Origin of the sequence: Candidatus Cloacimonas acidaminovorans str. Evry (genome assembly GCF_000146065.2) — a bacterium.
GTDB classification, from domain to species: domain Bacteria; phylum Cloacimonadota; class Cloacimonadia; order Cloacimonadales; family Cloacimonadaceae; genus Cloacimonas; species Cloacimonas acidaminivorans.
The window spans coordinates 36599-62180 of sequence record NC_020449.1; the positions used below are offsets into that span (position 1 = coordinate 36599).

Annotated in this window: 23 protein-coding genes and 4 tRNA genes; 25 read left to right on the forward strand and 2 right to left on the reverse strand. The window is 38.7% G+C overall.

Annotated elements, in window-relative coordinates; translation table 11 throughout:
- Window positions 1–514 precede the first annotated feature (514 nt).
- The 8 genes from CLOAM_RS00160 (at window position 515) to CLOAM_RS00195 (ending at window position 9830) form a co-directional block, all read left to right on the forward strand.
- The gene (locus CLOAM_RS00160) at window positions 515–907 is read left to right on the forward strand and encodes a ribosomal maturation YjgA family protein (protein WP_232502681.1); all 393 of its coding nucleotides are present in this window, start codon (window positions 515–517) and stop codon (window positions 905–907) included.
- Window positions 908–1011: 104 nt separating this feature from the next.
- A complete protein-coding gene (dapA, locus tag CLOAM_RS00165; RefSeq protein WP_015423811.1) occupies window positions 1012–1887 on the forward strand; it encodes a 4-hydroxy-tetrahydrodipicolinate synthase in 876 nt (291 codons plus the stop codon).
- A 10-nt stretch (window positions 1888–1897) separates the two neighbouring features.
- On the forward strand, window positions 1898–4819 hold the full coding sequence (locus CLOAM_RS00170; protein ID WP_015423812.1) for an insulinase family protein: 2922 nt from the start codon (window positions 1898–1900) through the stop codon (window positions 4817–4819).
- A gap of 23 nt (window positions 4820–4842) precedes the next feature.
- A complete protein-coding gene (rsgA, locus tag CLOAM_RS00175) occupies window positions 4843–5907 on the forward strand; it encodes a ribosome small subunit-dependent GTPase A (RefSeq protein ID WP_044278733.1) in 1065 nt (354 codons plus the stop codon).
- Window positions 5907–6761: an NAD(+)/NADH kinase gene (locus CLOAM_RS00180; RefSeq protein WP_015423814.1), complete on the forward strand. Its 855-nt coding sequence runs from the start codon at window positions 5907–5909 to the stop codon at window positions 6759–6761. The genes rsgA and CLOAM_RS00180 overlap by 1 nt, the downstream gene beginning before the upstream one ends.
- Window positions 6761–8464 (forward strand): DNA repair protein RecN, encoded by a 1704-nt coding sequence (gene recN, locus CLOAM_RS00185; protein ID WP_015423815.1) that lies wholly within the window; start codon window positions 6761–6763, stop codon window positions 8462–8464. The genes CLOAM_RS00180 and recN overlap by 1 nt, the downstream gene beginning before the upstream one ends.
- 1 nt (window position 8465) lies before the next feature.
- On the forward strand, window positions 8466–9386 hold the full coding sequence (locus CLOAM_RS00190; RefSeq protein ID WP_015423816.1) for a hypothetical protein: 921 nt from the start codon (window positions 8466–8468) through the stop codon (window positions 9384–9386).
- Window positions 9387–9830, forward strand: a complete 444-nt coding sequence (locus CLOAM_RS00195; RefSeq protein WP_044278734.1) for an NfeD family protein — start codon at window positions 9387–9389, stop codon at window positions 9828–9830.
- Window positions 9831–9992: 162 nt separating this feature from the next.
- On the opposite strand, the gene CLOAM_RS00200 is transcribed toward CLOAM_RS00195, so the two are convergent.
- On the reverse strand, window positions 9993–10637 hold the full coding sequence (locus tag CLOAM_RS00200; RefSeq protein ID WP_044278735.1) for an endonuclease III domain-containing protein: 645 nt from the start codon (window positions 10635–10637) through the stop codon (window positions 9993–9995).
- A 101-nt stretch (window positions 10638–10738) separates the two neighbouring features.
- Between CLOAM_RS00200 and CLOAM_RS00205 the strand changes: the two genes are divergently transcribed.
- The 4 genes from CLOAM_RS00205 to CLOAM_RS00220 are packed head-to-tail and all read left to right on the forward strand — an operon-like array spanning window position 10739 to window position 13868.
- On the forward strand, window positions 10739–11410 hold the full coding sequence (locus tag CLOAM_RS00205) for an SOS response-associated peptidase (protein ID WP_044278736.1): 672 nt from the start codon (window positions 10739–10741) through the stop codon (window positions 11408–11410).
- A gap of 33 nt (window positions 11411–11443) precedes the next feature.
- The gene (locus tag CLOAM_RS00210; protein ID WP_015423820.1) at window positions 11444–12526 is read left to right on the forward strand and encodes an HD domain-containing phosphohydrolase; all 1083 of its coding nucleotides are present in this window, start codon (window positions 11444–11446) and stop codon (window positions 12524–12526) included.
- Between the two features lie 30 nt (window positions 12527–12556).
- The gene (locus tag CLOAM_RS00215; RefSeq protein ID WP_015423821.1) at window positions 12557–13213 is read left to right on the forward strand and encodes a CoA transferase subunit A; all 657 of its coding nucleotides are present in this window, start codon (window positions 12557–12559) and stop codon (window positions 13211–13213) included.
- Window position 13214: 1 nt separating this feature from the next.
- On the forward strand, window positions 13215–13868 hold the full coding sequence (locus tag CLOAM_RS00220; protein WP_015423822.1) for a CoA transferase subunit B: 654 nt from the start codon (window positions 13215–13217) through the stop codon (window positions 13866–13868).
- 1158 nt (window positions 13869–15026) lie between these two features.
- Here CLOAM_RS00220 and hflX read toward each other — a convergent pair.
- Window positions 15027–16370 carry a GTPase HflX gene (gene hflX / locus CLOAM_RS00225; protein WP_015423823.1) on the reverse strand — a complete coding sequence of 448 codons (1344 nt, stop codon included), beginning with the start codon at window positions 16368–16370 and terminating at the stop codon, window positions 15027–15029.
- Between the two features lie 201 nt (window positions 16371–16571).
- On the opposite strand from hflX, the gene CLOAM_RS00230 reads away from it, so the two are divergent.
- The 13 genes from CLOAM_RS00230 (at window position 16572) to CLOAM_RS00290 (ending at window position 25580) form a co-directional block, all read left to right on the forward strand.
- Window positions 16572–16657 (forward strand) — tRNA-Ser (locus tag CLOAM_RS00230).
- Window positions 16658–16682: 25 nt separating this feature from the next.
- Window positions 16683–16774, forward strand: a tRNA-Ser gene (locus CLOAM_RS00235).
- 16 nt (window positions 16775–16790) lie between these two features.
- Window positions 16791–16865 (forward strand) — tRNA-Gln (locus CLOAM_RS00240).
- Between the two features lie 15 nt (window positions 16866–16880).
- Window positions 16881–16954: transfer RNA gene (locus tag CLOAM_RS00245), tRNA-Gln, on the forward strand.
- 164 nt (window positions 16955–17118) lie between these two features.
- Window positions 17119–17931, forward strand: coding sequence for a hypothetical protein (locus tag CLOAM_RS00250; RefSeq protein ID WP_015423824.1), 813 nt, complete (start codon window positions 17119–17121; stop codon window positions 17929–17931).
- Window positions 17932–17934: 3 nt separating this feature from the next.
- Entirely contained in the window at window positions 17935–18414 is a 480-nt protein-coding gene (locus CLOAM_RS00255) for a GreA/GreB family elongation factor (RefSeq protein WP_015423825.1), read from the forward strand.
- A gap of 15 nt (window positions 18415–18429) precedes the next feature.
- Entirely contained in the window at window positions 18430–19836 is a 1407-nt protein-coding gene (locus tag CLOAM_RS00260) for an aminopeptidase (protein WP_015423826.1), read from the forward strand.
- Window positions 19837–19839: 3 nt separating this feature from the next.
- Window positions 19840–20415: a hypothetical protein gene (locus tag CLOAM_RS00265; protein WP_015423827.1), complete on the forward strand. Its 576-nt coding sequence runs from the start codon at window positions 19840–19842 to the stop codon at window positions 20413–20415.
- Window positions 20416–20430: 15 nt separating this feature from the next.
- Window positions 20431–21165 carry an outer membrane protein assembly factor BamD gene (locus tag CLOAM_RS00270; RefSeq protein WP_015423828.1) on the forward strand — a complete coding sequence of 245 codons (735 nt, stop codon included), beginning with the start codon at window positions 20431–20433 and terminating at the stop codon, window positions 21163–21165.
- A gap of 2 nt (window positions 21166–21167) precedes the next feature.
- Complete coding sequence (nadD, locus tag CLOAM_RS00275) at window positions 21168–21749, forward strand: nicotinate-nucleotide adenylyltransferase (protein ID WP_015423829.1); 582 nt, start codon at window positions 21168–21170, stop codon at window positions 21747–21749.
- A gap of 354 nt (window positions 21750–22103) precedes the next feature.
- Entirely contained in the window at window positions 22104–23951 is a 1848-nt protein-coding gene (locus CLOAM_RS00280) for a FlgD immunoglobulin-like domain containing protein (protein ID WP_044278737.1), read from the forward strand.
- A gap of 142 nt (window positions 23952–24093) precedes the next feature.
- Window positions 24094–24504, forward strand: a complete 411-nt coding sequence (locus CLOAM_RS00285; protein WP_044278738.1) for a spore germination protein GerW family protein — start codon at window positions 24094–24096, stop codon at window positions 24502–24504.
- A 95-nt stretch (window positions 24505–24599) separates the two neighbouring features.
- Window positions 24600–25580: a lipoate--protein ligase gene (locus CLOAM_RS00290; RefSeq protein WP_044278739.1), complete on the forward strand. Its 981-nt coding sequence runs from the start codon at window positions 24600–24602 to the stop codon at window positions 25578–25580.
- Window positions 25581–25582: the final 2 nt, after the last annotated feature.

A 25582-nucleotide genomic window follows, 5' to 3' on the forward strand; every position in this document is an offset into this window, starting at 1 on the left:
CACTTTTGGGAGGAAGGCAAATGACTACTTCTTTACGGGTATGCGGGAACAAGAAAAAAATTTTGGTAAGGGTATGTTCATTTTTGCGAGGGGCTTACGCCACCTTTTACATCATTGTGTCGCCCTGACGGGCTTTTGTAAAAAGGAAAGGAAAAAAAGAAAAAACTCGGGGCTTTCATTTTTACGAGGGGCTTACGCCACCATCGCTATCATTGTTTCGCCCTTCGGGCTTTAATGTATCTCAACCCTCTAAACCCTCTAAACCTTCTAAACCTTCTCAACCTTTTAAACCTTCTCAACCTTCCTCAATTACTTTCTGTTTTCCCTATAAATTTCATTCTTCCTTTCCCTATTGGCTTATACCCTTTTAGCAAGCTCCGTCTACAAAGTGCTTGACTTAAAATCTTTTGTATAGATTATGGTAAAGATATTCTTTGAGATTAGATAAAGAAAAAAGGCAATACATCAGGTGGATAGAAAAAAGCCAGAGATTATAAAAAAGGGATTTCCTTTTGTGGTTATTGTTTTAAGCGCAATTTTGGGAATTGGTTCGCGTAAATATGGAAATTATCTGCCGAATTTTATGGCAGAATATACCGGTGATACAATGTGGGCATTAGCTTTTTATGCTTTATTCTGGATGTTTTTTCCCCGTAAAAGGAATTGGGAGATTGCTTTGTTAACCTTTGATTTTTCCTGCTTAATTGAACTTAGCCAATTGTGGCATCCTGTATGGCTGGAAAAAATCCGTTCCACTATTATCGGTGGTTTACTTTTAGGTTTTGGTTTTCGTTATACTGACCTTTTTTGTTATTTTGCCGGTTGTCTTTTGGGTTTTCTTATTTTTTCTTTAGGTAAAAGCAGGAGAAGCAATAAAAAGCTATTTGGGGAGGCAACTTGCTTATAAAAATAACCTTTTCATCTTTTTTGATTGACGAAAATCGTCTCTTTTGCTATTATGGAATAAAATATGTTTATAGATAAGGATATATAACCCTGGAGGTTAAAAAAATGCTGCAAGGAACTTATGTTGCCCTCATTACACCCTTTAAAAATGGCAGTATTGACTGGACTGCTTTAGAAGACCTGATTCAGTTTCATCTGGATAATGGAACAACAGGTATTTTACTTTTAGGAACAACTGCTGAAACAAGCGCTCTGGCTTCCGATGAAAAAGATGCTCTTTTGCGTTTTGCTCTGAAAAAAATTGACGGAAAGTTACCTGTTATAATTGGCACCGGAACAAACAATTTACATCAGACCCTGGCTTCCACGCAAAAAGCAAAAGAATTAGGAGCTGATTATGCTTTGGTTATTACTCCCTATTACATCAAGCCCACGCAAAAAGGGATGTTGGAATACTTTGGCATCATTGCTTCCAAAATTGATATTCCCATTGTGATTTATAATGTCCCCGGTAGAACAGGAGTGAATATTACTGCTGCTACCACTGTTGAATTGGCAAAGACCTATCCCAATATTGTCGGTATTAAAGATGCCAGCGGAAATTTAGTGCAGGTAACGCAAATTGTGCGTGACGCTCCGGAAAATTTTTCCGTGATGTGCGGTGAAGATGCTTTGAACCTTCCTTTAATTGCTATTGGAGCTAAAGGAACTATTTCTGTTACCGCTAATGTAGCTCCAAAACTGATGAGTGAACATATTGCCACCTGTTTGAAGGGTGATTTTATTACAGCAGCCAAACAGCATCAATATTTGGCTCGCTTAAATGAAATGATGTTTATTGAAACCAATCCTATTCCCGCGAAAGAGGCACTGGCAATGATGGGAAAAATTACTTTGGCATTTCGCAGTCCGATGTGTCCTCTAATGGAAAACAATCGTGCTCTGCTAAAACAATGTCTGCAGGACTATAAACTGATATAAGAGGTAATAAATGAAACAAAAAAAGTTGCTCTATGGCTTCCAGCTGATTGAAAAGAAAGAAATTAAAGAGATAAAGGTAACTGCCTATCGCTATCAGCATTTGCAAAGCGGTGCAGAACTTATGCACTATGAATGTGATGATGATAACAAGGTTTTTATGATCGGGTTTAAAACAGTTCCAGAAGATAATACCGGTTGCCCTCATATTATGGAACACTCAGTCCTGAACGGGAGTAAAAACTTTCCTGCCAAAAGCACTTTTATGGAACTGGTTAAAGGAAGTATGAACACTTTTGTGAATGCTATGACCTTTACCGATATGACCTGCTATCCTGTAGCCAGCACCAATAATAAGGATTTTATAAACTTGATGCGGGTTTACCTGGATGCGGTGTTTTTCCCCAATATTTATAATGAACCCAATATTTTACATCAGGAGGGATGGCATTTGGAATTGACCTCCGAAGATGCTCCTTTGAACTATAGGGGTGTTGTTTATAACGAAATGAAGGGTGCTTTATCCTCTCCCGAAAACAGTATCAATAGAAAATCCCGTCAAGCACAGTTTCCTGATACACCCTACGGTTTTGAAAGTGGAGGTGATCCTGAAGCCATACCGGAACTAACTTACGAAAAGTTTATTGCTTTTCACCAAAAATACTATCATCCTGCCAACAGCAAAATAACTCTTTATGGCGATATGGATATTGAGGAAACCCTGAAAATAATAGATGAGGAATACCTTTCCCAATTTGAAGATAACAACGAAAAAGTGCAAATTTCTCTCCAAGAACCCTTCGGCAAAACCAAAGTGCTGAAAATGGAAATCCCTGTGGAAGAAGGCAAAGATATTGAGGATCAATATTATCTTGCCCTTAACTGGACTTACGGACAGATTACCGATAAATACCTGTCTCAGACATTAAAAGCATTAGCGGAAATGCTGATGGATACTCCTGCTTCACCCTTAAAAAAGGCAATTCAGGATTCTGGCTATGCTAAAGACAGCACAATCGTTGTTGAAGATGATATCTTGCAGCCAACCGTATTTCTGCTCTGTAAACAAGTGAAAAAGGAAAATATTGAACCCTTGACCAAACTGATCAAACAGGAACTGAAAAGGATAGTGAAAGAAGGTCTGGATAAAAAACTGATTGAAGCGGTTATCAATAAAATGGAATTTAACTTGCGGGAAGCTCAATATAGATTTTATCCCAGGGGCTTGATTTATGCCCTTAATTCACAAGGACTTTGGATGCATAACGGCAATCCGGTAGATAAACTTGCCTTTGAGCCAATGCTGAAAGAACTACGCAAGGGACTGAAAGAACCCTATTTTGAAGAACTTATAGAAAAAGCAATCCTGAATAATAAACACTCCAGCCAAATTACCTTTGTTCCCGTCCCAGGTTTGATTCAAAAAATGGAACAGGAAACCGCGGAAAAATTAGCTACTCTGAAAAAGAAAATGACCAAAAAAGAAATTGCCAAACTAATTGAATTCAACAAAAAACTGATTCAATGGCAGCAGGAACCCGAAACCAAGGAAAATCTGGAAAAAATACCTATGCTTTCCTTAAGTGACCTCAATCCTGAGGCAAAACACTATCCTACCGAAGAAGACATCTGGAACGATATTAAACTGCTGAAACATCCTGCAACCACCAACGGAATTGTTTATTTCAAATCCTACTTTGACCTTGCCCATGCAGAAGAAGAAGACCTGCCCTGGATTAAGCTTTACACTCAACTGGTGGAATGGATGAACAGTGAAAATTACAGCTATGCAAAACGCTCTACGGAAATTGATAGTAATACCGGTGGAATTTATTTGGATATAGCTCTTTATAACAGTTACCAAACCCCGGATGATATTTTACCCAAGATCCTTTTACGCGGTAAAGCAGTTAAAAACAAATTCGGTAAGCTAATGGAGCTTGCTTCCGATTTTGCCCTAAAGCCGCTTTTTGATGAACCGGAACGTTTAAAAAAACTACTGGCAGAATTAAAAGCCAAAAGTGAAGCAATGTTATCCTTCAGAGGACACACAATTGCCATTCAAAGAATGCTAAAACCCCTTTCTCAAATATATCATTGGATAGATATAACTAATGGACTGGGTTACTATCATTTCCTTTGTGACCTGGTGAGCAATATGGATTCTGCCATTGATGAAATAATGGATGAACTGAACTGGATTAAAAAGACCTTCTTTACTACCCATAATATGATTATCAGCATTACGGCAGATGCAGATATAATACCTTCTGCCATAGAAAAACTGGGAACTTTTGCCGATAATGTTTCTACTGAGGCATTTGCACCCGTAGAAAGTCATTTTGCTGTGCGGCAATTCAACGAGGGTATTTATGCTCCGGTGCAAGTTCAATTCTGTGCCAAAGGTGGTAACTTTTTCCGTAAGGGCTATTCCTATAGCGGTAAACTTAGAGTTCTAAATAACATTCTGCGGAGTAGTTATCTGTATCAGGAACTTCGCGTGAAAGGTGGCGCTTACGGGAATATGAGTGATTTTACTTTGGGCGGTTATTTATACTTTGTTTCCTATCGCGATCCCAACTTAAGAGAAACCCTGGAGGTCTATAACACCGTTCCCGAGTTCTTAAGGAACTTTGATTGTGATAAGCGGGAATTTGATAAATATGTCATAGGTGAAATTTCGTCTTTAGATTTTCCTTTAACTCCTGAAGGAATGGGAGATAAAGCGGATGAGGATTATATCACCGGTTTCACTTTTGAAGATAGACAGCAAATTAGAGATGAAGTGCTTTCCGCTAAAATAGAAGATATGAGGAACTATGCCGAACTGATTGAAGCGGTTATGAGTAAAAATCACTATGCCGTTTTCGGTTCGGAAACCAAAGTGAAAGAAGCCGCAGACCTCTTTGATGCTATAACTCCCGCGCTTAGATAGACCCCCTTTTGCCCTGGAGGGAAATGAAACAAAAAGATAAAAAGAAAACAAAACGCTGGACAGGTAAAATAAAAAATGTCCATCTGCCAGATATTGAAATCCTGGATGAGATTAAAGAAAAAGCAGAATTTAAGGCATCACGCATCAGCACAAAAGCAAACCAGTCCTATAAGGAAGGGCTTAAATTGGTGCAGGGCAGAATTATGGAAATTAAAAGCAACTACCGCTATATTGTAGAAATTAACGGTGAGCTGGTAACAGCTAAAATGAGCGGACGACTGAAACAGTTCTTGTATCAAAGCCATACAATTGCTGCCGTAGGAGATTTTGTTGCTGTAGATGTTGCCAATAATTCAGATAAACGCATTGAAAAAATTCTGCCCCGTCGCTCCGCTTTAATTCGTTACGGAAAAGGTAGTTTTCAAAAAGAGATTATTCTGGCTGCCAATATAGATCAGGTAATTATTACCTCTTCCTGGAGAAAACCAAGATTTAAGGCAGGACTTATAGACCGCTACCTTTGTATAGTTGCCATCCAGAATTTGAAACCCATCATCGTTATCAACAAAATAGACCTACTGGAAGATGAACAAGAACTAAAAGAACAAACTGCTTATTATGAAGCAATGGGCTATCCTCTTATTTGTACTTCTGTAGTTAACGGAACCGGTATGCAGGAATTGAAGGAATTGTTGAAAAATAAAGATTCAGTGTTTACAGGGCATTCCGGAACCGGAAAGACCTCGCTAATAAACTATTTGGAACCCTCCTTAAACCTTCCTACAGCAGAAGTTAGCGACCGCAATGAAAAAGGAAAACATACTACTTCACAATCAATATTAATTCCCTGGAGTTTTGGAGGTCATCTTTTAGATACCCCAGGAATTAAAACCATCACTTTGCATAGAGAAGATAAAGAACATATTCCTAAGGTCTTCCCCGGTTTTGAACGCTTGTATAGTAAATGCAAATTTAGCGATTGCCGTCATATTAATGAAGATGGCTGTGCCGTTTTGGAAGCGATGGAAGAAGGAATTATTCCTTATGAACGCTACGATAGCTATCAATATCTTTATGCGAGTTTATAATGCAGAATTTTGCGGTTTACATCAATCCTGAGTTCAGTGACAAAAAAAGCATCTATAACTTGCTGGAAAAATTAAGAAACGATTCCGACATCAATTTCTTCAGCATAGAATCTATCCCCGATTTACCGAAGGAGCTATTTAAGCCCTTACCTAAACCGGCAAACAGTAAACACATTGACTGCATCCTGGTTTTTGGCGGTGATGGAACTATCTTAAAAGCCAAGGATTTGGCTCTGTTAACCGGAGCTCCCATTTTAGGAATTAACCTTGGCTATTTGGGTTTCCTTTCCGAAAGTGTTCTTCCTGAAATTGCTTCATCCATTGAAAACCTGAAACAGGGAAAATACCGTTTACTGCATAGAATGTTAATAGAATGCCATCTGAAAAGGGAGGGGAAAATTATCTATGAAGCATTGGCATTAAATGATGCCGTTATTCATAAAGCGGAAAGTCCGGGCTTAATTCATATTCGGATTAAAGCCAGTGGACGCTATGTATTTGATACCCGTTGTGATGGAGTTATAGCAGCCACTCCTACCGGTTCAACTGCCTATTCACTTGCAGCAGGAGGTCCGATTTTAGCTCCAGAAATGAAGGCAATTGTTCTTGCTCCGCTCAATCCTCATATTTTAGCTATCAGACCTATGGTTTTTCCGGCAACGGAACGCTTGGCGATGAAGGTTTATGGCTTAAGTCAACCAGCGATGTTACAAATTGACGGTCAAAATTCACAGACCATTCAAGAAGGTGATGAGGTTTTTGTAACTGCTTCCGAGCGTAGCGTTTCCTTCATCAAGCTTTCCAATCGGACTTTCTATCAAATTCTGCGCAGGAAACTCAATTTGGGCAAGTAATGTTATCCGAGCTTTACATAAAGAATTATCTTCTAGTTCCGGAAATGCGCTTATCCTTGGATAAGGGCTTAACCGTTATCAGTGGAGAAACGGGAGCCGGTAAATCTATTGTAGCAGGTTCAATTTCTCTTATTTTCGGAGATAACTTAGCTGGCATTGAAGCATTTGATAAAGAACAGCCAATCTATCTGGAAGTAAGCTATAACCTTGAAAAAGCGGAAGAACTGAATAAGTTCCTTTCTCAAAACGGAATAGAAACAGAGGAAGAGTTAATCTTGGCACGGGAAATAAGTCCTAACGGCAAATCCGGCTATTATGTAAATGGACGCAAAGTAGGAGTAAGCTTACTGAAAGAATTGAAAAGTTATCTCATTGATTTTCACCATCAAAGGGATCAACAGCGTTTGCTTTCTCCTTCCTATCAACTTGATTTATTGGATGCTTATGCTGATTTGACAAGAATTAGAGAGGAATTTGCCGATTTATACAGAGAACTGAAAGCAGGGCTGAAAAAACTGGATGAACTGAAAAAAGAAGCAGAAAGACAAAAAGAAATAAATGAACTCTATCGCTTTCAATATGAAGAACTGGAAAATGCCAAACTACGTATAAATGAAGATGTAGAACTGCAAAATGAATATGAACTGCTTTCCCACACCTTGGAAATAACTGAACTATATAACCAAATTACTGCAGAACTTTTAGAGCAGGAAAACAGCGTCTTTGATATAATCAGTGGTTACTTGAGCAAACTGAAACATTATGAACACCTTAATCCCGAAATCGGATATGCCGTAAACAATATGCAACAAGCATTGGAAAACCTGCAAGAAGCATCCCTCAATCTTTCCCGCTCCAAAGATAATATTTCCTTTGAACCACAACATCTGCAGGATATTCAAGCGCGCCTGGATTTGATCAATTCTCTGGTGCATAAACATAAGGTTCGCAGCATTGAAGAACTGCTCAATCTTTTTGCCGAAAGGTCTGCTCAAATTGCCGCTTTTGCCGATAACGAAAAGTCAATTGCAGAATTGGAAAAACACTTGGAAAAGAACTTTGCCGAATTAAGGAAAAAAGGAGAGGAACTTTCTCGCAAAAGACAAAAATCCGCTATAGAACTTAGTAAGGAATTGCAGGATAATATCCGTGCTTTAAGTATTCCCGAGGGAATATTAGAAATTAGGATTGACAAAAAAGCCGAGGATAATTTTGTAATTTCTGATTATTTATCTGCCGTCTCGGAAAGCGGTCAGGAGAGTGTGGAATTTCTTTTTTCCGCCAATCCGGGCTTTGAATTAAAGCCCTTATCTGCAGTTGTTAGCGGAGGTGAATTATCCAGAATTTTGCTGGCTATAAAAAAAGTGCTGGCAGACCGCTTGGAGCCCAAACTGATTATTTTGGATGAAATAGAATCAGGAATTGGGGGAAAAACAGCTGCTATAGTAGCTGATTTTATTGCCAAACTGGCTGAAAGGCAACAGGTCTTGTGTATTACACACCTGGCTCAGATTGCAGGAAGAGCCAAAAAACATTTGGTAATAGAAAAATTTACTCAAGGTGAGAAAAGTTTTGTGAACATACGCAAAGTGGAAGCTGAACAACGCTTGCAGGAAATAGCCAGAATGCTTTCCGGAACCTTAACTGCCAAAGCTCTGGAACATGCTGCAGAAATATTAAAAGACATAAACATAAGAGGTTAATGTGAAGAAAAGAGAAAAACGCAGAGTTAAAGGAATAGCTATCTTTATAGTATTCCTTGCGATAGCTGCCTCAATTGTCCAGTGGCAAAATAAAGCCGGAAAACACGAGACCTACAATTTTAAGCCGGCTCAAAATGAATATTGGGACCTCAAATTTCTCAATAAAGCTCAAATATCATTTTCTTCTCCGAATGTAGCCAAAGCCAAAACCGAAATTGAAAAAATCATCAGCGAACATTCTACGAAACAGATTAGAAAGCAAAGTGAGGGCTCTTTTGGTGCTTATATTTTTAGTGTTCCCCAAAAAGACCTCCCTATTATTGTAGAAAAATTACGCAGTTTTGGTTCAGTGAACTCTCAAACAGAACAAATTGATACTGCTTTGGTGAATATTGATTATGAAAGTGAACTTGTCCGCTTACAGAGTTATGAAAGAGAACAGGCAGAGCTAAATAATGTCCGTTTTCCTACCGATACTCAAAACAGACGCAAAGAAGAATTACATTCCCTGATCCAGAGCACGCGCTCCAATTTGGATAAACTGAAAGAATCAAATAATGTTCTTCTTTTTATTACTTTGGTTCCACAACAAAAAACCAATACTATAGAAGTAACCATTAAATCTTTAGCTCTCAATTTCTTCAGTTGGCTTATTATTTTTACTGTGGGAGCAATTCTGGCTTATTATGGAACTCGTTTGCTAATGTATTTTCTTGCCGCTTTAGGAGTAAAAGGCATCGGAGCTGGTGGTTTAGGCGGTTCTTATCGTTATGGTGGATATGGAGGTTATTACAATCGTTATTATAACCGCTATGGATATGGTCACGGAAAGCGTAAAGTTAAACGCATATATAAGGATAAAAGAACAACCCCTGTATCCGAAGATGAAAACACTGAACAATCCGAAGAAGGAAAGCAATAAATGCAACTTTTACCTTGGCAGATATGGATGATGCTTGGAATAGGGTTTATCATCATTGAAATCTTTGATCCTGCCTTTTTCTTTTTCTCACTTGGAATTGGAGCTATCATAACTTCTCTGCTTTCTTTGATACCTATTTTAGGTAATAGTGTTCCTCTGCAGATTCTTATTTTTGCGGTTCTCAGTTTTATTTCCTTTCTTTTTATGCGTAAGCTGGGTAAAAAGCTTTTATCCAAGCCAGGCGGAAATACCAATGTTTATGCCTTAAAAGGGCAGAATGGCTTTGTCACCAAAGAAATTCCTGCCGAAGGAAAGGGTTATGTAAAAATTGGAGGAGAGGAATGGCCTGCGATTGAGGTAGAAAATAAGGCAGTGGAACTTGGTGCCAAGGTTGTTGTTGAAGGTATTGAAGGTAATAAGGTTATCGTTAGAAAAATCCCATAACCGATTTCTTTTCCTTCCTGTTTTTATTGTCATTCCTGCTTCCATTGTCATTCCTGGGCAAGCAGGAATCCATACAATATCATCATCCCCAAAATCCCTATAATCCTGTTCATTCCTAACCTGTTTTATCTGTGTAATCGGTGAAATCTGGGAGAGGATTTTTTATACTCCAACCCGATTGCAGAATTCCGCTACAGGGCATATTTCGCATTTGGGTTTACGCGGAGTGCACAGATTTTGTCCAAAAGCAACCAAATAGGAATTGAAATTCAGCCAGTATTTTTCCGGCAACTTTTGGCGCAGGGTCATTTCCGTTTCCAAGGGTGTTTTTGTCTGAATATAGCCCCAACGATTACAAATTCTATGCACATGAACATCCACACAGATGGCAGGTTTTTGAAAAGCTACGGCACGAACCAGGTTTGCCGTTTTTCTTCCAACTCCGGGAAGTTCCAATAAATCGTCTATTTCTTCGGGTATTTTTCCGTTAAACTTTTCTTTCAGCACTTTAGGCAATTCCTTCAAATGTTTGGCTTTTACTCTATGAAAACCAACCGGAGTGATAAGTGCATCCAATTCAGCCAAGGGTATCTTTTCCAGGTCTTCTATCTTTTGGACTTTTGGGAATAATTTTTCTACTACTTTCGCTGTAGTTTCATCTTTGGTTCTGGCGCTAAGAATGGTAGCTACAAGCACTTTGAAAGGGTCTTCGGTTTTAATTTGAATGAGGTCAACTACGGGTGTTTTCACGCTGTAAAAGTGTTTTTTTAGGCGTTCCATCACGGTGTCTATATCCCTATTTTGCATTCTGTCTCCTGTAATAAAAAGCAATAGCTGTAAGCTTTTAAAAAAAGTTATTGCCTAAAAAATGGCTTTCAGAAATCTTGTCAATCAATAAGGAGAAATGGATGTGTGGACGTTTTGCCCAGGTTATTAAATATCAAGACCTGAAAAAGATGACAGAGGAACTAAAAATTAAGGAGAGCTCAGAGCAGCTGGAATTGAACTATAATGTAGCTCCAACAAATATTGTGGCTGCTGTAGTTGCCAAAGATGATTGGCGTTATATGGGTTTTTTCCGTTGGGGTTTAATTCCTTCCTGGAGCAAAAAAATTCCGGAACAGGCACTAATTAATGTTCGCAGTGAAAGTATCTTAGAAAAACCGAGTTTTAAGACATCTTTTTTGCGCAGACGATGTTTAATTCCTGCCAATGGATTTTATGAATGGCGTAAAACAGATAAGCAACCCTTTTTTATTAAGGCAAAAGGGGATAATTTGCTTTATCTTGCTGGGATTTATGATGCCTGGTATGGACCCGACGGCAGTTACATTCCTTCTTTGGGAATAATTACTACTTCTGCCAATGATTTTATTCAGCCCTTGCACGAAAGAATGCCCCTTTTGCTAAATCCTTCATTATATGATACCTGGCTGAATCCTGCAGCACAAAATCCCCAAGAACTCCAATTGCTGCTTACAGTTCCTTCGGAAATTGAACTGGAAATGTATCCAGTCAGCAGAAGAGTGAATAAACCTGAAAACAATGATGCCGATTGCTTAAAACCGATTGCGCATTAGGCAGGGCAAAATCATTTTTATAAGGCACCGAATATGGATAACTTAAAAAAACAAATTCTGATTGTAGATGACGATTTAGCTATTCTGGATTGCATCCGAATGAGCTTACAAAAGGATTTTCCCTGTAGGATAACTGCCTGCAGTGATTCCCGGGAAGCATTGGAACTGCTGGAAAGCAATATTTTCAATGTGATTATTTCCGATATCGGAATGCCCAATCTTTCCGGATTTCAGCTTTTGGAATATATCAATAAACTGAATCCTAATATCCCTGTTATTCTGATAACAGGTGAAGTAGACACGGAAAAAATACGTTCTGCTGTTCAGTTGGGTGCCTTTGATATTCTCCATAAACCCTTTGAATTATCCGATTTACATATTTCAGTTAAACAGGCATTACAAAAAAATTCCCTCCTTCTCCAAAATGAAATGTATCGCTTAAATCTGGAAGAACTGGTGGAAAAAAGAACAAAGGAACTTTATATTGCCCAATGTCAACTGGAAAAGAATTATTTAAATACCATTCATGCAATGGTTAATGCTATGGAAGCCAATGATGTTTATATTCGCGGACATTCCGAAAGAGTTACTGTCTTAAGCATTATGCTGGGTAAAATTATCGGGCTGGATGCGGAAGACCTTAAACTTTTAAGAATAGGTGCTATCCTTCACGATTTGGGCAAAATTGGCATTTACGACACCCTTCTCAATAAAAAAGGGTCTTTAACCTCCAGTGAATATGAAATGGTAAAACAGCATCCGGTTATCGGTGCTAAAATTATTCGCCCTATTGGATTGCCAACTCCTGTGTATGAAATAATTCTCCAACACCACGAATGGTTTAACGGAAAGGGCTATCCTTATGGCTTAACCGGTAACCAAATTTCTCCTTTAGCCAGAATTGTTACTATTGCAGATGCTTATGATGCTATGACCAGTAAAAGAGCATACCGCGAAAATCTGGATGCCAAATCTGCCAGACAGGAAGTGATTAATAAAGCAGGAATTCAGTTTGATCCTGATTATGGCAAGGTCTTCTTTGATAATTATTCTCATATTGTTGAGCCCGTGAGTGATAGTCCCGCAATTCAGAACCTGCTGTTTGATATGTTATAAAGATAATTAGAAAGTATATAAGGAGTTATAATGGTACAAATTATTAGTGCCGCAGAGGCAGCTGCAATGATTAAACCCGGAAACCGTCTTGCCATTGGCGGTTTTTTAGCTGTCGGAGCTCCGGAGACAATCATTGACGCAATGGTAGAAAACGGAAATAAAGACCTCCACATAATCGTTATTGCTTCCGACTGGGAAGACAGAGGTGTGGGTAAACTTGTTGTAAATAAGATGGTTAAAAGTGCTCAGGTCTCGCATATGGGAACCAATAAGACCATTCAAGCCCAAATGAATGCCGGCGAAATTGATATTGAACTTGTTCCTCAAGGTACACTTATGGAAAGAGTTCGCGCTTTTGGAGCCGGTTTAGGGGGTATTTTAACTCCCACAGGACTGGGGACAATTGTGGCTGAAGGGAAACAAATTATTACTGTGGATGGAAAGGATTATCTTCTGGAAACTGCTATTCCCAGTGATTTTGCTCTCATTAAAGCTCACAAAGCCGATAAATTAGGAAACTTAACTTACCGCAAAACAGCCCGTAACAGCAATCCTATTATGGCTATGGCAGGTAAAATTACCATCGCGGAAGTTGATGAAATTGTGGAAATTGGCGAACTGGACCCTGAGGAAGTAATAACTCCTGGTGTTTTTGTAAATTATCTTGTTTTAGCAAAGGAGAATTAAGATGGCATTAGATAAACGAGCTATGATCGGAGCACGCATTGCTAAAGAATTCAAAGATGGCGATTATGTAAATTTGGGTATTGGCTTACCTACTGAAGCTGCAAATCACATTCCGGAAGGAATTAGCGTTATCTTCCAGTCGGAAAACGGACTTTTAGGTGCCGGTCCAAAACCTCCTGAAGGACAGGAAGATAAAGATATGATCAATGCTGGAGGAGGTTACATAACCTGTATTCCGGGAGCAAGTTTTTTTGATTCTGCCACCTCTTTTGCTATCATTCGGGGTGGACATATAGATGCCACCGTTTTAGGAGCTCTGCAAGTTGACCAGGAAGGAAATTTGGCGAATTGGTTAATTCCTGGAAAAATGGTTCCCGGAATGGGAGGAGCTATGGATTTGGTGACTGGAGCGAAAAAAGTTATCGTGGCAATGGAACACTGTGATAAATATGGCAACTCCAAAATCCTGAAAAAATGCACTTTACCGCTTACCGCTAAAGGGAAGGTAAACCTCATTATTACCGATATGGCTGTGATAGAAGTTTGCCCTGAGGGACTTTATTTACGCGAAATTGCCGAAGGACTTACCATTGATGATGTGGTTCAAGCTACAGAAGCAGAACTGATTATCCCTGAAAGAGTTAATACCTTCTGATAACAAAAAAAGTTGAGAAGGTTTAGAGGGTTTAGAAGGTTGAGATACATAAAAAGCCCGAAGGGCGAAACAATGATAGCGATGGTGGCGTAAGCCCCTCGTTAAAAAATGGGAAAACACTCTCTTCTATCATCTCTTTGCCCTTTGCCAAAAAGCCCCTAAGGGCGAAACAATGATAGCGAAGGTGGCGTAAGCCCCTCGGAAGAAAGAAGCCCCGAGTTTTTTCTTTTCGCTTGCTCGGTTCCCAAAAGCCCCTAAGGGCGACACAATGATGTAGAAGGTTTAGATTTCCGGAAGGTTGATATCCTTGTAAACCCCTCGTAAAAATTTAAGTCAGGAGTCATTAGCGCCTTCAAAACTTCGGCTTCAGAAATAACTTTACTGGCGCTTATGCCTCGTGACTACCTATTATCAATATGAATATATCTGATTTTACGAATTATCACTGATTATTTTATTATAATTCCCTATTTTAACAACAACTCAATTTTTCCTTTCTTTATTTTTCTGGAATTGCCCATCATCAAAACACACGGCTAATTATTTTGCTAATTTACTATATTATAATTTGTTATATTTTCTTCCTTAGGAGCATTGCTTACCCATTGCTTACCTATTACTAATGCCATTAGCAATGGGTAAGCAATGCTTCAGTAATGCTATTTGGGAAGAACATTTTTTTGATAATTAAACCCGAATAAGGCAATTGAGGAAAAATAGGTTGGCAACTTCCGCTTTGCCAAAGAGTTTGTAGCACTCTGAAAAATATATGTCCTCTATTTATAGTGAAACAGAATGCGGCAATCTAAATATAAAATTTAACTTTTCTGCCCAGGGTTAAACTCCCACTATAATATCTGTCGTCCCTACGGAACTCTTTCTCTTTCATAGCGATATCTTTTCGCCGGGTTAAAACCTGTCGTTATCTAACTTTCATTGCTACGGGATTTTTACTAAAATATAAGCTTAATGATTAGGGAAAAAATATTAATTATTATTTTTACTGCCTCATTTGGGTAAAAAAGGTGGAGAAGGTTTAGATGCTTTCAGCTCTTTGCTCTTAACCAAAATCTTTACGACCTATTAGCAACAAGGATTTAACTGATTTTACGGATTAACCCGGATTTTTTTATTATAATCCCCTATTTTAACAACACCTCAATTTTTTCCTTCTTCATTTTCCAGCACATAATCCTCAACCAAAAACCTGTCATCCCTGCTGATTTCCACTTTCAGATAGATTCCATCCTCTTTATAGTCCTCACTTATAATTTCTGCAATATCGTGCATCTTAGAAACCAGAGCCGTTTTATCGTAAGGAATTTTTAGTTGTAATATTCTGTTTCCTAAAAGAATTTCTTCCATTTTGGCAAGCAATTTATCTATATTTATGCCTTGAATAGCGGAAATAAACACTCCTTCCGGAAAACGGCTTTCCAACAGAGACACCAATATGGAATCCACATTGTCTATTTTATTGAAGACCAAAATCTGCGGAATTGTTTCAGCTCCAATTTGTTGCAGAACCGAATTCACCTGTTGAATGTAATATTCAAAGCGCTCATCGGAAACATCAACAATATGTAACAGCAAATTGGCATCCTGCACTTCCATCAAAGTTGCCTTGAAAGAAGCAATCAAATGATGAGGCAGTTTGGAAATAAAACCTACCGTATCCGACAGCACAACCGGATTTCCCGTGGAAAGTTTCAGCTGTCTGGAAGTGGAATCCAGGGTGGCAAAAAGTTTATCTTCAACCAGCACACCGGCATTAGTTAACTGATTAAAAAGTGTTGATTTACCGGCATTTGTATAGCCCACTAAACAAATCTTTTTTGCTTTTTCGCGTTGCTTGCGTTGTGTTTCTTTTTGGTGCTGGATGGTTTCAATTGCTTTGTTGATTTTTCGAATTTTATCTTTAATCAGGCGTCTGTCTATTTCAATTTGTTTTTCACCCATTCCTCTTGTAGCAGTGCCGCCAGTATTTCTCACTCCACCGCGTTCTTTATCAAAATGTTCCCACATTCTTTTTAAGCGTGGCAATTGATATTCCAGTTCAGCAAGATGAACCTGCAGTTTGGATTCCCGCGTTTTGGCATGTTTATGAAAGATATCTAAAATGACCTCGGTGCGGTCCATAACCTTTATTTGATAGTCCCTTTCAATATTATATGCCTGAGAAGGACCCAGTTCATCATTAACGATTAGGATGTCTGCCTGTGCCTGCATCATTTTTCGGCTTAATTCAGTCAAAAACCCTTTGCCAAAATAGGTTCCTCTTTCGGGAGCATTTCTTCTTTGATGATAAGTTCCCAAAACCTGAATTCCAGCCGTTTCAGCCAGGCGTTCCAGTTCGTTTAACGATTCCTTGATGTCTTTGTCTGTTTCTCTTGAATTTGCTAAAGCAGCTAAAAAAGCCGTTTTTTCAGTTCTTTCGGCTTGTTCCCAATTTTCGGGCTCCAGCTCAAATTCATCCAGTGCCTTATATTCTTCATTATTCATATTTTCCTTTTATCCTGTGCTTATTTTTGCTGTCAAGGAAAAAGCAGTGGTCGGTCAAATTCCTCTTTGGCAGAAAGGTGATAAAAAATAATAGACACTCTTCTCCCTTTCCGTAATGATACAATTTTCTGACTTCCTTGAACTGGCAAGAAAGGGCTTGACAGAAACCCCTTATAAAAATTTCAAGGATAAAATATAGAGGGAGGATTAGTCCTAATTGGTAAGGCAGCGGTCTTGAAAACCGCCGGGTTATGCCCTTGGGGGTTCGAATCCCTCATCCTCCGCCAGAAAAATAAGGCAGAAAAAATAACGGGAGAGGTGACCGAGTTGGCTTAAGGTGCACGCCTGCTAAGCGTGTGTGGATTAAAAGTCCACCCAGGGTTCAAATCCCTGCCTCTCCGCCACTTATAAAAAAATTGCTGGGCAGTCGCCAAGTGGTAAGGCAGCAGGTTTTGGTCCTGCCATACGAGGGTTCGAATCCTTCCTGCCCAGCCAAAATATAAAACGCATTGGGATGTCGTCTAATGGTAGGACAGCGGACTCTGGATCCGTATGTGAGGGTTCAACTCCTTCCATCCCAGCCAGTTTTATAAAAAAGGGAAGATTTGTTTTGGAGGGTTTGTCTTTTAATGATAGGAACGAGTTAACTTCTTTAATATTATGCCAGTTATATTTTTCTATTGACAGGTAAAAGGATTTTCAGGCATAAGGAAAAAAGAAAGAGAAAAAGTAAAAGCGGGAGAGATAAATGCTTACCATTGACTGGAAGGAACGGCTGAATATGGATACAGCTGATTTCCTGAAAAATAAACTGCCGAAAGGTGATTATGATTTTGAAATCATCTTTATTGCATATCCGGAAAGAGTAAATGGAAAGATTCCCGCTGAAGTTATCACTCATGTAGCAAGCAATATTGTTCAGCAACTGGGGAAAAAGCATGATGCTTATCTTCCATTTTACAGAGCGTTATGGAATAAAAAGGGAGATTACGGTAAGCTTGCCTTTGGTCAAATATTAAGCAAACTGCTTAATCGTAAGCCCTCTGTTTATTTGCCTCTTTTGGAAGAAGCACTTTCTAATGCTACGATGGCAGAAATCAATGCTTTGTTGGATAAAGTTATGTTACCGCTTTTACGCAAGTATCCTGAAAAATATCTGAATAAGGTTTTTCAATACAGCAATAGTTCAAATCCTGCTCTTCAAAAATCCGCCTTGAATCTATTGATAAAACTTGTGAAAAGACGCGAAGACCTCATTCCTCAAATTATGACCTTTTTTTCCAGGCAGTGGTTATCCCCTTTGGGAGAAGCGGTTCCCTATCATATTACAATGCTAAAAACGGTTGCCAAGCTAAATCCTGAATATTACTTAAAAATTTGGGAGGAATTCAGTTTCAGTCGTGATCCTCAAATCGTAGAATTGCTTTGCACTTCAATAACGGATTATTATCCGGAACTGGAGAGCCCTGTAGAGATTTGGACAAAAAGCGGAAATGCCCGTTTGAAAAAAGCTGCTACTGCTGCTCAACGTACTTTAAAAAAGAAAATAGGAGCTCAATAAAAGTTGGATTTAAGCCAATTTATTACCAAAACCGGAATGCAACGGTTGCAAAAAAGAATAAATGAACTGCTTGCCGAACGCCCGGAAGTTATTAAGGCAGTAGCTATTGCGCGCGAATTTGGGGATTTAAGTGAAAATGCAGAATACAAAGCAGCCAGAGAAAGACAACGAGCTATTGATAATGAAATTGATTATCTTAGAAGACGCAGTGCCAATTTGAAAGTGATAGATACCAGTGAATTTCCCAAAGATATGGTGCGTTTCGGAACTTATTGTGTAGCAGAAGATATTAACACCAAAGAATGTATCTGCTACCATCTGGTCGGTCCCGAAGAACTGAATTATTACAATGAAGAAGGCATTCAGGAGGTCTCTATTGTTTCTCCCATCGGCAAAGCTTTATTAAGCAAAAAAATAGGTGAAATAGCCATTGTTAAAGCTCCAATCGGAGAAAGAAAACTGAAGATAAGAGAAATTAAATAGATAACTGGAGATATAATGAAAAAGACAAAACAAGAAAAACTTGCCTACGAACCCCGAAATTTCTGGAAAGAAGCCACTTTTGAGGAACAAAAAAAGGCAATGGCTTATGCCATTCCTTATATTGAATTTCTGAATAAAGCCAAAACCGAACGCGAAACAATTGCCTATACCTTAGAAATATTGAAGAACAATAAGTTTTCCCCTATTGGTAAAAAAGGCAGCCGCAAGGTCTATAGCGTTTTTCGCAATAAGACAATGGCAATGGCTGTTATTGGCAGTGAACCAATTTCCAAGGGATTTAATATGATTGCTGCCCATATTGATTCTCCCCGGGTAGACCTGAAACAAAATCCCCTTTATGAAGATAATAATAGCGCTTTAAGCTGTATGCGGACACACTATTATGGCGGAATTAAAAAATATCAGTGGGTTTCAACTCCTCTGGCTTTGCACGGAGTTATTATCAAAAAAGACGGCTCCGTTTTGAATATTTGCCTTGGGGAAAAAGAAGATGAGCCGGTTTTTGTGATTCCCGATCTTTTGCCTCATTTGGCAGGAAAGGAACAATATACCAAGAAGTTAGACGAAGCAATAGAAGCCGGTAAAATGAATCTTGTTTTTTCAGGAATGCAAGAACCAGGCAATGAGGAAAAAGAAGCAATCAAGAATTATGCCTTAAGACAGCTGCACGAAAAATACGGCATCACCGAAGCTGATTTTCAAAGTGCGGAACTGCAATTAGTTCCAGCTTTTAAAGCGCGTCATTCAGGTTTTGATAATTCTTTTGTAATTGGTTATGGACAGGATGATCGTATTTGTGCCTATAATGCCTTGATGGCTTTAATAAATAACCTTCCTGATAAGCCCAAACGCACAATGGTGGTCTATTTTTCCGATAAAGAAGAAGTTGGCAGTCAGGGAAATACAGGTGCTCAAAGTATTTTTATTCAGGACTTTATTTCCGATTTACTGGCTCATAATAATGAAGACAACAGCAGTGCCAACTTGCGTAAAACCTTCATAAACAGCCAGATATTAAGCGCTGATGTAACTGCTGCCATTGATCCCAATTATCCTAATGTGCACGAAAAGCAAAATGCCGTTATTTTCAATTATGGCATCGGCATTTCCAAATTTACGGGAAGAGGAGGAAAATATAGTTGCAACGATGCCAATGCCGAATTTATTGCCAAAGTTATCCGCATTTTCAATCAGGCAGGAGTTTTTTGGCAATCAGGCGAACTGGGAAAAGTGGATGAAGGTGGCGGCGGAACTATTGCCTATTTTCTTTCCAATTTGGGAGCGGAAGTTTTAGATTGCGGAGTGGGTTTAATGGGAATGCATTCGCTGTATGAATTGTGTTCCAAAGCGGATTTATATTCTACTTATCTTGGCTATAAGGCATTTTTACAAGCCGATTAAAGAATGAAAAAGTATTTGCTGCCCGTCTGCTTTCTTTTACTCATTTCAAAACTCCTTTCATTCCAAGAAACCCTAACCCTTGATCAAATAATAACAGAAATAGCAACTGAAATTCAGACCGGGCAGCCCATTTTTTTAGACATCAATTGCGGAGAGTGGAATCCTGTTTTAACCCAGAAACTGAGTACCAATCTTTTAGAAAAAGGTGCGGACTTGCGTTATAACTTATCTGAAACCAAAGCGGATATTTCCTCCCTGGAAGAAAAAAAAGTCCCCGATCTTTCAGTTCTTGGATTGGAAAAAGCATTGCTGGTTCAGATAAATCTTAATATTGCGTGGCAGGAAACCGTAAAGAGCAGTTTCTTCTCCTACCGCACTGAACGGTATCCTGTCCACATTTTTGAAATTAGGCAGATTCAACTTCCTACTCAGCAGATTCTAAAAATTTCCACCTATAATTTACCGCGTCCCAATCCGGATGTTTCAGGAACTTCCTCTTTTCATTTTCGTTGGTTTGAGCCCTTAGTTGCAGGTGCAGCTATTGGTTCCCTCATATTTCTTCTCTGGAATTTTGATTAAAAAAAGGAATATATTGTGCGAAAATACATCTTTCTTTTGCTGATTACCGTTTTTTGCCTTGTTTCCTGCAGCAGTAATAAAACACAGCTTTCTACAGAAGCCAAGCTGAAAAATGCCGATGAGCTTTTTGCCAAAAAGAAATATTCCCGCGCTGCAGTTATCTATGAAGAGATATCTTTTGAACGTAAATCAGCTGCAACTGCTTATGCTACAATGAAAGTTGCCGATTGTTATTTCAATATGAATAAATTTAGTGATGCGCGAGCCAAATATCAGCAGTTTATAAATTCATTTCCTGATCACGAAAATGTTGCCGATGCCTATTTTCGGATAGGAGTATGCCTGTTTGAAGAATCCCTGCCTCCGCAGTATGATCAAACCGAGACCATAAAATGTATAGAAGCATTTCAGACCTTCATAGACCGTTATCCTAATGATCCTCGCTATGTTCAAGCAGTGGATTATATTCATAAATGCCAATATAAGCTTTTGGAAAAACAATACTTAACCGGTTATATCTACTATAAAATGAAGGACTATAGCAGCGCTTTGATGTATTTTGACGAAATTGTATCCTTGGGCAATAATGATGAATTAGACCGTCAATCACTCTACTATTCCGCCAAACTGCATCTTCATCAAAAGAATTACGACAAAGCTAAAGCGAGCTATGAACGCCTGAAAAATCGCTATCCCGATTCCAAAGAGGCAAAAAGTTTAACGAAAAAATTCGCCAAGCTGGAAAAGTAAAAGTGCAGGGTAAGGTTGCAGTTTTGGGGGGCAGTTTTGATCCTGTTCATTCAGGTCATCTGCATATTGCCAATCAAATCCTGCAACAAAAAGCAGCAGAAACAGTTCTTTTTGTCCCAAGCGGTCATCACCATTTTAAGAAAAACTCTATTATTCTTCCCTTTGAAAAACGCTATGCCTTAGTGAAAAAAGCAATTAAAAACAATCCTCAATTTGCTATTTCCGATGCCGATCAGGAAGGTAGCGGTTATACGGCTCATTTAATGCAAAAACTGAAAAGACGGTATCCGGCTGTGGATTTCAGCTTTGTAATCGGTTCGGACAATCTGAAAGAGCTGCATTTGTGGTATGATTATCCTTATTTGGCTAAGGAATTGCATTTTTTAATTTTACCGCGCCCGGGTTATGCCCTTCTGCCGGAAGTTATTAGTCAGCTGAAAGCAACGGTGTTAAATATTGAACTTTGCCCTATTTCCGCTACTGAAATCAGACAGCGCATAAAAAACAGGGAAAGCATTAAAGGTATGGTGCCGGAAGAACTGGAACAGGAAATAATTCAGCTTTACAGAGAAACGGGAATTTAAGCCCGCATATTTATTAACAACACGGATTTTACGGATTAAAAGGATTAACCCGGAGGGTAATTTTTAATTCTCAATTTGCAATTCTCAGTTCTGCATTTTTGTATTTGGTTTCCCATTATGAACCTGTTTTTCTCTTGCCATCTTGCCATATTGCTTTTTTCCCATTTTGCTTTGGTCTTCCTCTCTTGTTTTCCATCATCAACCCAACTTTAGGATGAGTGGAGGTTGAGAGGAGGATGAGTAATAAACGGAAAGGAATTATAAAATAAAAAGCTTGACGGAAATTAGTAAAGGAAATATAGATAAAAATGGGTAATGTATAGTGCATTAACTTCTAAAAAAAGGAGGTTAACTATGATGCGCTATAAGGTTTTGATTCTTGCCGTTCTGCTTTTAAGCAGTGCATTTTTAAACAGCGGCATTTCTCGCTATTACACTTTTGCCTACACAATTGCTGAATACAATCCTATAAATGGGATTCAACTTTCTTTTCCGGATATGAATAATTACATTAGTTCAGGCATAGAAATTGGTTTTCCCTTTCCTTATTGCGGGCAGATATATGAAGATATAAAAATATCCACTAATGGTTTTATCAATCCTGGTGCCAACTGGAATGATGACAGCCCCAATAATCAGTTACATTATGGCATTTATCCGATAATTGCTCCTTTATGGGATGATCTTAGTTTGGCGGAAGGAAGTTTGCAATATGCAACAATTGGCACAGCTCCCAACCGGGAATTTTGGGTGCAATACTCCAATGCTCGCTGGCTCTATAATAATTTTAATTGTTATGTAAACTTTCAAGTAGTGCTATCCGAAAACGGCAAAATTAAATTCCGTTATGGAAACACGAATGGCTCTCCGCTAAATTGTTCTGCTTCCATCGGAATTAATATGCCCAATGCAGGAGCAGGCAATTTTTTCAGTATCACTCCAAGTAACCCTCCTACGGTATCTACTGCACAGGAAAACTATAGTATAAACGAAATTATTCCCGCTGGAACGGTTTACATCTTTAATCCTTTGCCGCCTGTCCTTTATGATCTTTCTCTGAAGATAGAATATAGTATGTTTTATACGGAGGGAATATATCATAATCTGCATGAAAGTTTTCCTCTTCCAGTGACGGTAAAAAACAATGGAACCGAGACAGTTGATAACTATGATGTGGTTCTTTATTGCGGGCTAACGGAACTTTGCCGTTTAAATGGCATTTCCCTGGCACCGGCAGACAGCCATTTATATGATTTAGTGGCAACTATAGATTCCAGCGGATGGAAACATTTAACTGCAATAGCAGAACTTCCCGAAGATGAATATCCGGAGGACAATATTGGCGATTATACCTGCATTATACGTCCCAATCCCAATACCGGTATCATTGTAGGTTCAGGAAATGAACTGCAAAGAATTCCTATAGATGTTTACTGGAAATATTCCCTTTACGAGACAATTTACTATGCTGAGGAAATTGGTAATAGCGGAACTATTTATGGAATTAGTTATTATATGAATTCCACATTTTCTCACAATCTATTGGTAAAAATCTGGGTAGGGACAACCAATTTAACTAACTTAAATGAGGGCTGGATTGCTGCAGGCGAATTGACACCTGTCTTCAATTCCTATATTATTATGCCACCAGAAAGTAATGAAGTGTATTTTCCTTTTTCTACTCCTTATCAATATCAGCAGGGCAATTTGTGTGTAATGGTCTATCATTCACATACTTATGCTCTTGCCTGCACTGATACTTTTTTAGCTCAAACTGTTCCGGAAATGAGAGCTTTAAAACGCTGGACTGATGCTTATGATCCCGATCCTTATAATCCTCCTGTTTATAATGAATTAAATGGTAAAATGCCGAAAACCGCATTTTATTTGATTCCTGAGATTCCTGTGCAGGATGAATATCTTCCCCAGGCAAAGACAATAGGTTGCTATCCCAATCCCTTTAAAGAAACTACTACTCTGCAGCTGAATCTGGATAAAAAACAGGAGGTCTGCCTGGAAATATACAATAGCAAAGGACAGAAAGTGAAAACCATCTTTAATGGCTATGTAGAAAAAGGCGAAACGGAAATTTCTTGGAATGGTTTAGACAACAACAACAGAACAGTTGCCAACGGCTTATATTTTTGTAAGCTGAAAACAAAGGACAGGTGTGAAACAGCTAAACTGATTGTATTGAAATAAAACTAAACATAATTAACCGCGAGTTCCAGGCATCTTTGATTCAATAGTTGCTTTAGCACCTTACTATAGGCAAATAGAGTAATTGGTACTTGACAAATAAATCAAAGCTTATAAATTAGAAATATAAGAAAAGGAGTTGACTATGGATATCAAAGAAATACTCTCACAAATCCGCTCCATAGCAAATAATGCTTTAGGTGGTGGTTATTCTTTCGGACAGCCCTCAAAATTGGGTGATCTTTATGTAATTCCGGTTGCCAGAGTTACTTATGGAATGGGTGGCGGAGCTGATGAATCCTCTCCCGATACTGCCAAAAAAGAAGATGAAGACAGCTCTTCCCCAGCAGAAGAAAAAGGCAAAAAGGTAAAAAATAAAGTTGGTTTCAGCGGAGGTGGAGGTATTGGCATTCATAGCGTTCCGGTAGGGCTTTTTTCCCTTAAGGAAGACCGCATTAAGTTTCATCCAGTAATTAGCTTTTGGGAAATTATTGCGATGATGAGTTTATCAGCTCTGTTTGTCCTGAAAATGAAAAAGTTGAGGTTTAAAAAGTAAACCCGAAATATACTGTTTAGGTAAAAACGGATTGGCAGTTTCTTCTTTGCCCAGAGGGAATTTGAATACCTGCAAAACTGCTTTAGGTGATGAATATGCTTTCTATTTTTAGCCCCAGTAACTATGCCCCTTTTAATATTGCCTGCGAGGAATATATCCTGAAGAACTTTCCTGAGGATGTATTTTTGCTTTATATAAACAACCCCAGTATTATTGTAGGTAAACATCAAAATACTTTGGCAGAAATAAATTACGAATGGGTAAGGGAACATAATATTCCGGTTGTGCGTCGTTTAACAGGTGGTGGTTCCGTATTTCACGATCCAGGAAACTTGAATTATTCCTTTTTGATGAATGAAAGTGAGGATTTTAACCGTAATTTTGAACGCTATACCAAACCCATTTTAGCTGTCCTTCAGGAGTTGGGAATTCCTGCCATTTTAGAAGGAAGAAACGACCTTACTATCAATGGCTGCAAGTTTTCCGGGAACGCTAAAACCAATGCCTTCGGAAAAACTCTCCAGCATGGAACTATCCTTTTCAGTTCCAATATTTCAGACCTCACCGCGGCTCTAAACCCGAGAGAAGAAAAGTTTAACGATAAAGCGGTAAAATCCGTGCAGGCAAGAGTTACCAATGTTTCCGACCACCTTCCTTATCCTCTTTCTTTGCAGGATTTTGTCACTTTAGTTAGGGCAAAAGTGAGAACTATGTATCCCGATATTCAGGATTATACTTTTTCCCTCAGAGATAAAGAGGAAATCCAAGCTCTAATGAATAGTAAATATGATACCTGGGAATGGAACTTTGGCAAATCACCCCGCTATAATTTGTGCCATTCCCTTAAAACAAAAGTAGGAATAATTGAATTCTACCTCCTGGTAAATAAAGGTATCATTGAAGAAGTGAATATCTACGGCGATTTTTTTACTAACCGCGAAATTAGCGAACTGGAAAATGCCCTCTGCGGAATTGAACATAAACCTGAAACGGTAGCAAAAGTGCTGAAAGATATGGAATATAAAAGCTTTTTCGGAGAGGTGAAACTGGAAGAAATTGTGAAGGCAATGTTTTGATG